The 14,483-nt window shown below is 46.8% G+C and carries 9 protein-coding genes; 2 read left to right on the top strand and 7 right to left on the bottom strand.

Going from position 1 to position 14,483, the window contains the following annotated elements; all coding sequences use genetic code 11:
• Positions 1-350: 350 nt before the first annotated feature.
• The 5 genes from C9I98_RS24195 to C9I98_RS24175 form a co-directional block, all read right to left on the bottom strand.
• Complete coding sequence (locus C9I98_RS24195; protein WP_036818260.1) at positions 351-2,744, bottom strand: TIM-barrel domain-containing protein; 2,394 nt, start codon at positions 2,742-2,744, stop codon at positions 351-353.
• Between the two features lie 476 nt (positions 2,745-3,220).
• On the bottom strand, positions 3,221-6,286 hold the full coding sequence (locus C9I98_RS24190; protein WP_036818257.1) for an efflux RND transporter permease subunit: 3,066 nt from the start codon (positions 6,284-6,286) through the stop codon (positions 3,221-3,223).
• On the bottom strand, positions 6,283-6,540 hold the full coding sequence (locus C9I98_RS24185; protein WP_036818256.1) for a hypothetical protein: 258 nt from the start codon (positions 6,538-6,540) through the stop codon (positions 6,283-6,285). Before C9I98_RS24185 ends, C9I98_RS24190 begins: the two co-directional genes overlap by 4 nt.
• The gene (locus C9I98_RS24180) at positions 6,537-7,616 is read right to left on the bottom strand and encodes an efflux RND transporter periplasmic adaptor subunit (RefSeq protein ID WP_107272578.1); all 1,080 of its coding nucleotides are present in this window, start codon (positions 7,614-7,616) and stop codon (positions 6,537-6,539) included. The genes C9I98_RS24185 and C9I98_RS24180 overlap by 4 nt, the downstream gene beginning before the upstream one ends.
• A 3-nt stretch (positions 7,617-7,619) precedes the next feature.
• Positions 7,620-8,702, bottom strand: a complete 1,083-nt coding sequence (locus C9I98_RS24175; protein WP_107272577.1) for an efflux RND transporter periplasmic adaptor subunit — start codon at positions 8,700-8,702, stop codon at positions 7,620-7,622.
• Positions 8,703-8,863: 161 nt separating this feature from the next.
• Here C9I98_RS24175 and C9I98_RS24170 point away from each other — a divergent pair, with 161 nt between their 5' ends.
• Positions 8,864-9,592, top strand: a complete 729-nt coding sequence (locus C9I98_RS24170; RefSeq protein ID WP_036827281.1) for a TetR/AcrR family transcriptional regulator — start codon at positions 8,864-8,866, stop codon at positions 9,590-9,592.
• Between the two features lie 120 nt (positions 9,593-9,712).
• On the opposite strand, the gene C9I98_RS24165 is transcribed toward C9I98_RS24170, so the two are convergent.
• On the bottom strand, positions 9,713-10,831 hold the full coding sequence (locus C9I98_RS24165; protein ID WP_107272576.1) for an AI-2E family transporter: 1,119 nt from the start codon (positions 10,829-10,831) through the stop codon (positions 9,713-9,715).
• An 860-nt stretch (positions 10,832-11,691) separates the two neighbouring features.
• On the opposite strand from C9I98_RS24165, the gene C9I98_RS24160 reads away from it, so the two are divergent.
• Positions 11,692-12,855 carry a glutathionylspermidine synthase family protein gene (locus tag C9I98_RS24160; protein ID WP_107272575.1) on the top strand — a complete coding sequence of 388 codons (1,164 nt, stop codon included), beginning with the start codon at positions 11,692-11,694 and terminating at the stop codon, positions 12,853-12,855.
• Between the two features lie 811 nt (positions 12,856-13,666).
• Here the strand turns inward: C9I98_RS24160 and C9I98_RS24155 are convergent.
• Entirely contained in the window at positions 13,667-13,885 is a 219-nt protein-coding gene (locus tag C9I98_RS24155) for a hypothetical protein (protein ID WP_107272574.1), read from the bottom strand.
• Positions 13,886-14,483 lie beyond the last annotated feature (598 nt).

Below are 14,483 nucleotides of genomic sequence, written 5' to 3'. Positions count from 1 at the left end.
CAAAATTTCAAACAGTGACATAAAGCAAATGCTTTTATGTTTTTTTATATTTAGAAAAATCATGCATTTATGGCCATTCAAATTGCTTTACCTATGACAGTAAAACCACATTAAACATATCCCCTTTTAGATAAACAAACTACTTGGAAGATATGGATTATTATAAGCAAGTATTACTCATCTTAACTTAATTAGAGAAAGGGAAGTTTATTAATCATTGAGCATAGCCTACCAAGCCAATATATTTATGACTAAGTTAACCAAAAGTAACAACAATAAATTCAAGATAGAAGTAGAATAATAAAAAGGCTCCACCATATCAATGATGAAGCCTTATGAGTTAACTTAATTTATTTTATTAAGTAGTCATGCCCAGGCGTGATATCAAATATTAGCACCTCCGTATTGCCAACATTTTTTATTGCTGTTTCCATTTGCTGGTTTGTCGTCAAGTTAGTGACAATAGCTGCAGATAAGTTATCCCGCAAAGATTCATTGGTAATTAACGTGAGTGTGTCACCATTATGATGGAAGTATTGGAAGTCATCACTTTCACCGTCTGGTTTTACTGGCCATACTTCAGCGGAGAATTTCTCCTCATGCTCATCTTGCGTGATTAATATCCCTTTATTCCCCACGAACACAGGAATGCGTTGCTGCCCGTGATCATAGTTTTTAATGGTGTCCCCTAACGCATCAACATCATAAATCTCACCAGTATTGAAATCTATCCAGCGCCCTTCAGGCAAATAAACATCCTGGATATATCCGTAGCTACACTCCTCCTCTTCTCCATTACCGATGCAAAGCTCAGATCCAAATACAGGGTGGGCAAGAAGTGACTCCCCAATTAGCCACTGCCACATATTTTGCTCATACAAGGTTCTCACCTTTGGATTATCAGGATAAGCAATCGTCAATGGTGTCGCGGTATATGGGTAACCAGTCTGGAAAGCTTTAACCGCTGCGCTGTGGATAGTCGGCAAGTAGGTCTGGTGCCACAGTGCCGCCTTCTTCATGGTTTGCTCCTCAAGTTCAGAGCAAGTCCATGGCTTTTTACCAAAGGCCATCGTCGCCGTTACCGCTGAAAGCAAAGTATGGCGAGTTAAATAAGCACACTCACTTGATGCATTCCCGATACCATCGGTATAAACGTTAGGGGCAGCACTTGCACCGTAAGCAAGTACTAACTGCGGAATACGTAATTGCTCACCAAAAGTATCATTGAGCCGCTGCATCGAACCCGGTGATGACATGTAGGCATTCCGAGCCATCACGATATCCCCCCTATCATGAAGTACTTTCATCGACGAGTTAGCAAAGCCATCATGATAAGGCGTAACTTGTGCTTCGGGTACAACAGGTGTGGCACTGATCATGGTATCTTCCTTCCAGCCATCCACACCCCATAGCGCAGTTTTGTCACGCCACCAAGCCAACGCATCTTGATTAAAGGCATCTAGCATATATAGCGGCTGGTCTTTCGGATATTCCCACGATGCAAAAATGGCAGGCTCACCGTCACTATTCGTTACTGCATAGCCATTTGTTTCCGCTTCTGCAGCTTCAGGGTGGTAAACAGAGAAGTTAGGCCTTAAGCCAAACATGATTTTCAAACCATTATCGTGGAACCAATCAATCATACCCTCAGGATCAGGATAGTCAGCCTCGTTCCAGCGACCAAAGGTGGTAGTTGTGCCATGCCTTTCCCAAAAACCGGAACCAATCACCCCCCAGCGCATCGGGTAGCCCTCATCAATAAAGGCTTGCAGATCCTCAATCACGGCTTCTTGATTGGTGTTATAACCTAAGCTTGGCCAAGCTTCCCAGCCAACACCGAATGCCTCGACATAAGGCTGGACATCAGGGAAGCCGGACTCTTTCTTCGCTTCACTAAACGCTTTGTATACTTCTTGAGGATTATCGCCGATAAACAAGTAGTTATATTTAGACTGATCAACACCAAACGCATGGAGTTTTAGCTTATCTGGACTCACCTCAACCAAACCGTAGGCCTCTGGCTCATAGCGTTCTTCGCCCGAAACCAACTGAGCAAAACCAAAGTTGTGTTCAGGCATAATGCCAAAACTGGATACAAAGCGATCATGATGGCCATCGCCTTTTACTTCGATGGCACTATCGCCAACCGACCCCATCATGTTGCCTTTAATTCCCATATCACCAAAACCATAAACCGGTGAATCAGGGAGTTCACTAAATAACAAAGCAAGATCACGAGAGCCAACCACGACATTACGCAAGTTTATCGATAAGCGGATGGCATTTTTCTGAGGATAAACAAATAAGTCGGCTAAGAAATTCTTGTCATTTTCAATCACAAAGTGAAGGTGCTTTTGCTCACTCTGATCGGCTTCTTGCAGATCACACTCTGGCACTAAATAATCGATTTCATTTTCTAGATTTTCAGCTTGGCAATACACGACATTGTATTCACCAAGGTTACTTCCTTGGAAATGAATGCCTCGGCTAGAAAAGTTACCTGCCAGCTTATTCCCACTTTTATCAAAAGCAGCAAGCTTAATTTGGTCCCTATCTATAGTAAAAGAATAATCACTGGTTTCGACAGTCACTACTTGCCCATCATCGGCTGCAGTAAAATCAATAGAAGGAACAACGTACTTTTTTTCTTCACTGGTAGTATCATCGTTATTACTTGAAGAACTATTACAACCAACAAGTGTCGATACTACTAGTGCAACGAGAGATAGCTTAAATAATTTCATATAATCCCTTAACCAACTCATTACTTCGTTTATCAATCAGTCGTACTCAGATTAAGAGTTACCTTAATCTATAAAATTAATTGTTACTTAGTTTTACTTTCAATAGGCAATAGGAAGCCAACAGCTAAAATAAGCTGGAAAATCATTTTTCATTCAACATTTAAAAACAAACTATAACGAAATCACATCATGTATCTACCTGCTGATTATTACCCATTTTATTCACTTAACCGAAAAGCTTAAGCGCTTAATCTTTTTGGTAAGATAGTAGAAATTTATCGAATGAAGGAAACATCCCATAAAGCAAAACGTGAACACGAACCCATTTATAGCGAACAATATGTGCTCGCTATCATGTTTTTATCACCATCATTTCTTTGCCCAAATTACCGAGGCAAGTTATTACAGGCAAAAAAAAGCCCCGCTTCGTAACAAGCGGGGCTTCTCGATATTGACTAACTGAGTCGATTTAAGCCTTAGGCTTTAGCAGGCGGTTTGATGCCAAAGAACAAGGTGAACAGCACAGGCACGACGATCAAGGTCAGTACCGTGGCAAAGCCCAGGCCGGCCATGATGGTCACTGCCATCGACTGGAAGAAGGCATCAAATACCAGCGGGATCATACCCAATACCGTGGTCAATGCCGCCATACTTACCGGGCGCACACGGCTAATGGCACTGTCTACCACCGCGTCGTAAGGGTCTTTACCCGACTCAAGTTCGATATTGATTTGATCCAACAGCACGATACCGTTTTTCAAGATCATACCGCTCAAGCTCAGCAAACCCAGTAGCGCGGTAAAGCTGAACGGCGATTGGGTCGCCAGCAAGCCAATCGACACACCAATGATCGACAGTGGCACGGTTGCCCAAATCACCAACGGCTTCTTCAACGAGTTAAACAGCAGCATGGTAATGATGAACATCAGCAAGTAACCCATCGGCATCGAGCCCATCATGGCTTCTTGCGCATCTTTCGATGACTCATACTCACCGCCCCATTCAATGCTATAACCCTCAGGTAGCGGCAAGGCGTCAATCTTCGGTTGGATACGGGCAAACAAGGTCGCCGCCGTATCATCACCCAATACGTTGTGGTCAGCCAGTACGGTCAGGGTACGCTTACGGTCACGGCGCTGGATCAATGGCTCAGTCCAGCCCAGATCAACCCCGTCGATCACTTGCTCTAACGGTACATATGCTTGCTGCACCGGGCTCCACAACTTGAGGTTTTTCAGGGTGTCGTAATCAACACGCTCAACTTCTGGCAAGCGGGCAATGATCGGTAAGGTATGGGTACCATCGCGCATCACGCCAATCGGGCTACCGCCGTATGCCATCTGCAAGGTATTAGACAGATCTTCTTTCGAGATCCCCAAACGACGGGCCTTCGACTCGTTAAATTGCGGGATCAGATCCTTGGTACGCTCACGCCAGTCATGACGAACGTTACGCGATTCAGGATCTTGCAGCATGATGTCTTGCACCTGCACGGCAATATCACGCAACACTTGTGGATCAGGGCCAATGACACGGGCTTCGATCTTCGAGGCTGGCGCTGGACCAAATTCCATCAGCTTGAACTGGAAGGTCGGCTGATCAAACTCTGTCGCCAAGTTGTCATCCAGATTGTGGAGCAGCTCGAACATGTTTTCGCGGGTATCGGTACGCACCTGCAACTGGGCATATGACTCGTAGCTTTTCTCCGGCTGGTAGGTCAGCGCGAAACGCTGCATACCCTGGCCAATCGACGTCGTCACAAACTCGACGTTGTCCTGGCTGCGGATATAACTTTCAACCTCGTTGGTTTGCTTGATGGTCTCGCGGATATCCGTCCCTTCCGGCATCCACATGTCCACATAGAACATCGGGGTGTTCGATGGCGGGAAGAACGACTGCTTCACATAACCAAAGCCAACAACCGAGGCGACCAACAGTGCCAACATGCTTACCATGGTTAGCCAGCGGAAACGCAGGGCTAATTTTAACAAACCGCCAAAAACAACGAACAGGGCGCCTTTGTATGGATCTTCCTCTTCCTCACTTTCCGATTTCTCTGGCTCATTTTTCAGTAGCAAATCAGCCAAGAATGGCGTGATAGTCAGTGCCGTCACCCAGCTCAGGAATAGCGAATAACACAATACCCAGAACAGCGACCCCATAAACTCACCGGTCGCATCCGATGACAGGCCAATAGGCGCAAACGCGGTGATCGCAATCACTGTCGCACCCAGCAACGGCCATTGGGTTTGCTTGGTAATATCAATCGCAGCCTGGATCTTGGTACGGCCTTTTTTGATACCCACCAAAATACCTTCGACCACCACGATGGCATTATCCACCAGCATACCCAGTGCAATAATCAACGCCCCGAGCGAGATACGGTGCAGCTCGATATTGTTCCACTTCATCAAGATGAACGTACCGAATACCGTCAGTAGCAATACCGCGCCAATGATGAGGCCACTGCGCAAGCCCATTGCAAACAGCAATACCACAATAACGATAGCCACCGCCTGGCCTAGGCTGACGATAAAGTCTTGTACCGACTTATCCACTTCCTGTGCTTGGTTGTAGAAGTAATCAAGCGAAATACCCGCAGGCTTGATGTTTTCAAGCTCGGCCAAACGTGCCTCAACTCGCTCGCCCACTTCCACCACGTTAACGCCTGAAGAGAATGAAATCGCAAGGTTGATGGCAGGCTCGCCATTGTAAGTCACCACATTGCTTGGCTTTTCCTGGATACCACGAGAAATTGTTGCGACGTCTTTCAGGCGGATCAAGTTGCCGGTATCGCGGCCGTGGATAACCAGGTTTTCAAGCTCTTCGACACTGCTCATGTTGCCATTCGGGCGAATGGTCAGGGTCTGGCCGTTGATCATCATCTCGCCAGATGCCGTCACGCTATTTTGCTGGTTAAGCAAACCGGCCACCGTGTTCATGTCGAGGTTCAATGCCGCCATGCGGTCGATAGAAATCTCGACGAAAATTTGCTCTTGCTGATCACCGGCAATACTGACCTTGCCCACACCTTCAACCAAATCCAGCTCACGGGTGAGGTAGTCGGCATATTGCTTAAGCTCGACATAGGAGTAGCCCTTGCCAGTCATCATGATCATCACGCCGAACACATCGCCGAAATCATCAATCACCTGAACAGAGTTCACCCCGGCAGGCAATGACGGGCGCAAGTCGTTTATCTTGCGGCGCATTTCATCCCAGATTTGCGGAAGCTCATCCGGTCCGTAAATCATCTCCATACTGACCATGATCTGGGTCATGCCCGCCGACGAGGTTGACGTCACCTTGTCGATATACGGCAACTGCCTGACTGCCTTTTCCAGCGGGTAAGTCAGCTCTTCCTCAACCTCGGTCGAGGTTGCCCCCGGGTAGGTTGCGATAATCATCGCATCCTTAATGGTGAAAGCCGGATCTTCCAAGCGTCCCAGATCGAGAAACGAAGTCACACCACCGACAGCCAAAATGGCTATAAATAGCCAGCTGATCACTTTGTTTTTAATTGAATAAGCGGCAATGCTCACTGTGTTGCCTCCACCGTTAATTCTGTTACATCAAGCACAAACGCTGATCCCAACGTATCAAGCCCCTGACCCAGCACCGCGGCGCTGTCAGGGAAAATATTTAATTCAATACCAGGCACTTTCACACCAATTAATTGCCACACTAAGAACTGCCCCAGCTCACTAAAAAACAGCACTCCGGCAACCGTGGTGACAACGAAAATCACCCATCGCAATAGTGCCTGTTTGTGTCTGAAGAAATGCAGTCGTTTCACTGCGCAACATCCTTGTTTTCAGCCTTACGTTCGATGATAGAAACCGTCATACCATCCCGTAACTTACGAAGGTTCGATGTAACCAGCACATCCCCGAGCTCCACGCCACTGCTTACGATGGCACCGTGGTTGTTTACCTGCTCAACCGTCACAGCCACTTTCTGGACGTCGCCTTGTACCGATTTCCACACATGGAACTGACCCGCTTCGCGACCAGCCTCCAAGGCGATCATCGGCAGCTGGTAGCCCTGCAAGGTACTCAAACCGGCTTCGACCATGTTGACGTTCAATGCCACGCTGGTGCCCGGCAAGATCGCCGGGGTTTGTTGCGCCATTTCAAACCACACATGATAGGTTTGGGTTTGCGGCTCCAACTCACTGGTATGCTTGAGATAAGACACTGGGTAGGATTCAATATCCGAACCAAAAGTCGCCTTTGGTTGGTAGCCACCCGGTTGCTGGTTCGGATTAATCATCGCAATCACGTTGTCCGATACCGGAATATTGATGTATACCTTGTCGTCTTGGTAAAGACTAAGGACGGCCTCACCCGGCGTGACCGCTTCAAAAGACTCTTTCGGCACATCCGATACCACACCATCAAACGGGGCGACCAAACGGGTATAGCCCAGGCGGGCAGTTGCCGAATCAAAAGCCACTTTCGTTAGGCGCTGGTTAGCCGTCAGCTCATCCAATTCCGCCTTTGAAATCATTTTCTTGCTGAACAATTCACGACCACGCTGAAGTTGCTTGGTGGCAAGCTCGAACTGCACCTTCGCATCACGCTGCTGCTGTTCGAACTTATCCGCATCCAACACCGCCAGTAGCTGGCCTTGCTTGACCGAGTCGCCCATGCGAACCATCACTTGCTTGAGCTCACCCTCAACACGAAAGGCCAGCGGTGTATTTTCTGCCGCTTCAACTTGGCCGTTAAAAATACGGAACTGGCTTTCCACCGGCTCCGATACCGTCAGGGTGGATACTGCCAAAGGCGCCTGTTCGATATTGGCTGGCGGCTCCTGGCACCCTTGTAGCAATACCAGTGATAAAGCAATAGCCGACATTTTCTTTAGCATGATTTAAATACCACCTTCTCGTTCCCAAGCCCTAACCTGTTGGCCTGGATATAAATCTTTTGCCCCTGCAATCACGACCATCGTGCCTTGCGATAAACCGTCAATCACGCGGCCTTGTTCGTCCAATACCACTTCGAGCGGATCAATCACCGATGTCGCCGGATCGAACTGCCACAACGTACCGCTGCCCTCGCGCTTTTCGACCCAAGCCTCTTCGGGGAAATCAATCACGGCAGCCGATTGTTGTTTGGCAAAATGCACCTGCCCCGCCATGCCTGTCAGCACGTTCATATTCTCAGGGCGCTGAACCGTTACCTTGGCGGTATAGGTATTGGTATCAATGTCAGGACGGGTAGAGATCTCTTTAAGCTGAGCGGCAATCGGACGCTCGCCGAAGTTATCCATGATCACCCAAGACGAAGCAGTTTTAACGCCTTCAATTCCCATCTGCTTAACGAAGGTCACCGGCAGGTTGAACGAAATATCCAAGCTGTCGACATTCTGGATGTTCAACACCGGGTGATTAGCACCAACAAACTGATGCTGGTTAACCAAGCGAAGGGATACCACACCGTCAAAAGGGGCCTTGATCAAGGTGTGCTCCAGATCGGTTTTGGCCTGCTCCAAGTTGGCAATCGCCGCCTTATAGCTGGTCTCGTTGCGATCGAACTGATCGGTACTAATCAGCTTTTTGGCATGAAGCTGCTTAGCACGTTCAAATTGGCTTTTTGCCAACTCGAATTCCGCCAGCTTGGCTTCGAATGCGAGACGATAGTCATGATCATCGATTTCTGCCAACACCTGCCCCTTGCCGACTTTCTGTCCAACGTTCACCGAGATTTTTTCAATCTCGCCTGCTACCTGGAATGAAAGTTGCGCACGTTGTGCTGCTTCAGCCTTGCCGGGAAACGCATTGCTTGCCTGCGCCGATACGACAGGCACCTCAAACAATTTAACCGGTTTGACTACCTCTGCAGTCGGTTCCGAATTTGCCTGATTACAGCCCACCAAAATGCTGCCAAGCAGCACGACAGCCGCCAAACGAGCAAATGGGGTAAGTGAGGCTTGTTGTCCTTTCACTGACATGTCTCTCTTTGTTTTTATTACACACTTGTGCAGTATAGGTTGATCTTGGCGAAGATCAACTATATTTTACAGGTGGACAGTAAAGAGTTTTTGTGAGCACACAGATGACGATTTGCCGATTTTCTGGTAAAAATGTCACGGGGTATGAAACTGATATAGTGATGACTGAAAGAAAACAGGGCCGTCGCAGCGCACAGGCCGCCGAAGAAACAAAGCTGCTGATAATGAGGACTGCCGCCGAGATGTTTTGTGAGCTCGGCTATGAGCGGGTGTCGCTACGCAACATCAGTGAGCGGGCGGGCGTCTCCCATAGCCTGATCCGCCATCACTTTGGTAGCAAAGAGAAAATCTGGCACAGTATCAGCGATTGCCTGCACGTCTATTTCCTCAGTTACATGTATAAGTTGCTGGAAGAAATTCCTTCCGACTTACCAAGTAATGTCATTCTCTACCGCTTTGTCACCATGTTGCTCGCCCAGCAGCTGGCGCACCCACAGCCGATCCAGTTGATCGCCGATGGTGTCAGACAGGGTGACGTATTGATGGATTATTTCTTCGATAGCAGTGGCGATCTTGAGCGTTTCGTCAATGAGCTGGTCGATAACTGCAACGAAGATTTCCCAACCACGCCAATTAAGGTGTGGGAAATGAAATGGCAAATGATGCTCTATGCCCACGGCGCAGCAAGTATGAAGCCTTTCTTGCAAGAGACCTGGCAAGATAAAACCGATAGCCATGAGCAGTGCCTGATCAACCACTGGGAACTGTTCAACCAAACGATGGCGACACAGCTGAACATCACCCCGGAGCAAATGCTTCACCCAGAAAAGCTGGCTGACATTTTGATCGAACTGCCTTGCGAATGGGGTTGCGATAACACGCCGCCATAACACTTCGGCTTCCCAAGCCTGATTAGGTACCAAACAAAAAAGGCCAATGCCCCAGAAAATGGGGCATTGGCCTTGTTCTATGTACTGATTTCTACCGAATTTAATGATTAACTGAACTCGTTAAGCAGGCTGGACACTGACAGCCGGAAGCGTATTCGATTCCTCGCGACCCGCAGTATTATTATCAAGCCAAGTCATAAGCAACTTGTAACCCAGTGATAGCATCACCGCGCCAACAAACAATCCAACAATACCCGACATCATCATGCCGCCTAGGGCACCCAATAAAATCACCACCATTGGAATATCGACACCGCGTCCCATCAACACAGGTTTTAACACCGCGTCGCTGGCACTCACCAGAATCCCCCATACCGTAAACATCACCGCTACCGTCGTCGACTCAACAGAGAACAAGTAAGCCATCACCGGGCCAAGTACCAAAATCGGCGGCAGCTGGATAATGGCTAAAATCATGACGGCAACTGCCAGCAAACCTGCCGCAGGCACACCGGCAATGCCCATCCCCAAGCCAGCAAGCATTGCCTGAATAACCGCAACACCAATCACCCCTTGGACAACACCGCGAACGGTCGCTTTCGATAAGTCAACATAGCTGGCACCTTGCTCACCCAATAAGCGGCTGGCAATTTTTACCGCAACAGCTCGACATTGCTTGGCACTTGCCATCAATACACCGGCAATCAAAGTCGCAATCACAAACTGGACAATACCACCGCCGAGGCTACCGATGGCCGCCACCATACTCGTCGCAAGTGACTTCAGTTGCGGGGCATAAGTATCAACCGCTCCTGCCAAGTTGGTTGCCGCCAAGCTCCACGCTTTATGCAATGGTTCACCCACTATCGGCCACTCGGCAACCCCAGCCGCTGGCTGCGGAACCACCAAGCTTCCATCCGCCATGGAAGTGGCCAGCGCTTGGGTGGTGGTAAAGGCCGCGCCAGAAAACCATACCGTTGGAATGATCAATGCCGCCAATACCGTTGCAGTGATCACCGCGCTGCTTTTACCGCGGCTTAAGCCAAAGCGACGACGTATTAGGTTTACCAATGGGTTCAAGGCAATGGCAATGATCCCGCCCCATACCATTGGCAGAAGAAATGGCTGTAAAATTTGAAAACAGAGTGCCCCTATCACCAGTAGCAAACCCGCCTTGATAAACAAATCAAGATTCTCTTTTCTTGCCGGTAGGGTTAATGAATAACGTTGTGTGCTCAAAACATACCTCACTTTCTATGTCATCGCTTGGCAACCTGCCGCGCTGAAGATGGTGAAATATTAACCAGCAATCAAAAGCAACGTTTACCAAATCACGCCAACAGAGTAAGTTTCCGCTTTGCGCGAAAACGAACGATCCAGCACACAAATTAACCAACCATTTATTCACCAAGTCGTTAATTAGATTTTTTACTCTAATGTGAATGAATACACTTTCATAGCATTCCTTCGGGATGTTCGTACCACAAACCGTGTATCTAGCGTCCACCTTTGGTACAAAAGGTCTCTTTATTGACCATCACTAACCAACACAGTTAAAGAGACCTTTTTTTTACTCCCAGCGCACAAAGCAACAGAGACACAGCACCGAAGCGAGCAAGGTGCTATAGGGAAATGGGATAACGGATGCAGAATGACGCTAGCTGAAGGTTGAACACGACAGGGGGAAAGAAAAAAAAGGCAAGTCACCCAGTCGAAGCAAAGGTGGGTTGACCAAACGGTCACTCAAGGAACGGTGAACATCAACTGTTCAAAGTAACTTGCCGAACGATTATTTGTAGTGATGGTTAAACTTCAAGGGAATACAGCATGCAACTGAAATTTAACGGGAACTAATATACCGATAATGAAACGTTGAAATGTGACCTATATCAATTGAAATGGGGGTTTTAGCAGCAGAAAACGCGCTATTTGTAACAAAATAAGAATCCCACTAAATTAAATACGAAACTGGTCGCACGTTTTGGTCGTATTACAGCTATAACGGCAAAATTCCCCCCAAAAACATGAAAGCCCTCGCAGTCAGCTCCCCCTTCAATCGCTACAATCGTCTTTATCACGTCAACTAGCAAGGACAAGGCATGTTAAGGATCGACTGCCAGGAGCGCCCCCACTGGCACAAACTCGCCAAAGATTTCGGGTTTGGTTTCCACACCATGTACGACGCTCCATACTGGGATGAAACGGCCTACTACCAATTTACCCTTGAGCAAATCGAGCGCGACTTGGAAGATCCAACCGAGGAAATCCATCAGATGTGCCTCGATATAGTCGATACCGTAGTCAAGGATGAGTATTGGCTACAGCGTTTTCAGATCCCGGAGGCCATGTGGCAGGGTGTGCTGGACTCTTGGCAAAGCCGTGAGCCCTCGCTCTATTCCCGCCTCGACTTCGCCTATGACGGTAAAGGGCACGCAAAGCTCTATGAAAATAATGCCGATACCCCAACGTCGCTGTACGAAACGGGATTTTGGCAGTGGCTATGGTTAGAAGACAATGTCAACAGCGGTGCCCTGCGCCGTGATGCCGACCAGTTCAACTTGCTGCAAGAATTATTAATGGCTCGCTTCCATGAGCTCTCTCTCAAGCAACCGGGGCAAACCCTGCACTTTGCCTGCTGCAAAGACACCGAGGAAGATCGCGGTACCGTTCAATACATGGAAGACTGCGCCAAGGAAGCCGGACTTGCTACCGCTTTTGTCTTCGTTGAGGATATCGGCCTCAATGGCAAGGGGGAGTTCACGGATTTACAGGATCGAGCGATTCGCTGGATGTTCAAGCTCTATCCGTGGGAGTTTATGTTTCGGGAAGAATATGCCCAGCACTTAGCCAACGCCAAAATAAATTGGCTAGAGCCAATGTGGAAATCGGTCTTAAGCAATAAGGCGCTATTGCCCATGTTATGGCACAAGTTCAAGGGGCACCCAAACCTACTGCCGGCGTACTTTCCCGACGACCGCGACTTGGGCGAATTGCGCGACTATGTTATCAAACCTATCTTTGCCCGCGAAGGCGCTAACATCTCCATTGTCGAAAACGGAAAGCAGACCCTCCGTGTCGATGGCCCCTATGGGGATGAAGGAGTGATTTACCAAGCCTACCACCCGCTCCCAAAATTCAATGATTACTACACCTTGGTAGGCAGCTGGCTGGTTAACGATCAAGCCGGGGGCATTTCAATTCGAGAAGACAGCTCCCGGGTCACCCAGGATATGTCACGCTATCTGCCACATATCATTTTGTAGCAATAGGGGGAAACTGTAGCTAGTCTTATTAGCATTGGTTTAGCATCTTAGCGACAAAATTTCTCAACTTTACCATTGAATAGACTGCTGATTGATATAATTTATGGTTTCACAATCAGAATTAATGTTCCCGCTACTGTTCATTAATCTGATTGAGCCTCTTTGCTTTCACGACAAGCACAGAGGCAATCGATTCATCTTGTGATTCAATAAGAAATAATAACTATCAGAGACACTATTGCCGCGACTTATTCGCGGCTTTTTTTAGCATTTCTAAAAATAAAAAAAGCAACGTTGCAATTTTAATTCGCCATATTCAATGTAACTTATCCCATGCACACTGATTACCAGGCCTTGTTAAACTTTGTGCACTTGCCCCTTTCAACTTGATCCCCTGATATCAGAAAGGGGCACCTTTCCTCATTAGGTGCTGATTTGCCTACCTGTTAAGCTAGCTTCATCAAATACAGCCCTTCTCATATGAAACTGCCTATGCGCTAATTTTTATAGCATGCTAAAGAAAGTTTACTTAGCTAATGCCAAATACGCACATATTGACTTATGTTAATCTTTCTCTGGTAACTCGTGTATTACATACCAAAATTGGTATGTTGCCCTTTTTTATATTATTGACTGCTTGAGTGGTATAAAAGGGGTGTGTTTGATAATTTCAATTATTTTTTATAGCCACCGTGGTACCTCCAACCACGGTGTTTTTTTATCTATCCATACACAAATCATAAGGTACTCACTACCAGCAAGATCATTAATATATCAGAGCTTGCTTTCAGAATGCCTTTATAGAATGAAATTATAAGTTGCCTCTAAGGCTACTATCCATTTTGTTAATAAGCCATTTATCAATGTTATCTGGTTTAGTATTTTTACTTAAGTGAATTTTAAGCTCTTCAAATACAAGGATAGTATGGCGAAGTGCATCTCTTTCACTTCCAACATGATTTCGAGCATATTGATAAAGATTGTCATGCTGGATTATCACAACATCAACAAATTCATTAAATATTTTCATTAAAAATCTCCGTTGTTTTTGGAAGAGACCTTGAAGTAAAAGAAAAATTTCATCCTTTGAAAAGAAAAAAAGCCGCGAAGAATATCGCGGCAAAGAGACTTAGTTTCATTTCAAACAGCTTAAACATTAGCAAATGGAGTGCTCCTTTCCTTCATCTCTAAACTGGGAGAGATAGATCCAAAGGTAAGGAGCTGTACACTTAGCTGGAAGCCATTCCCACTCTTAATCCACTCAAGAGAGCTATGGTGTACGTATTAATAAATATCATGCTAATCGTGTATGCTCAATGGTAGTTAATATATAAAAACCATATATTAAGCCACCATTAAGCTTCGAATGATTATTAAAAAGTCCATATGCACAAGGATATTTTATTTGACTTTAAATGCCTAAAAAAAATGCCGTAACTGAGCCTAGTTACGGCTGAAAAATGCTTAACTATGAACAAGAATGTAATTTCATGAATTGGTTGTGAAGTGGCATAGTTAATTTGGCCACCTGATTAGAGGTGATATCATCACCTCGGAAGTTAACAGGTGACACAATGACAAAACGAACCAGAAGAACATTTAGTCCAGAGTTTAAACTTGAAGCCGCG

The organism is Photobacterium sanctipauli (genome assembly GCF_003026495.1).
Lineage (GTDB): Bacteria > Pseudomonadota > Gammaproteobacteria > Enterobacterales > Vibrionaceae > Photobacterium > Photobacterium sanctipauli.
The sequence above is the reverse complement of the archived record's forward strand: the minus strand, read 5'-3'. Positions and strand labels throughout refer to the sequence as shown.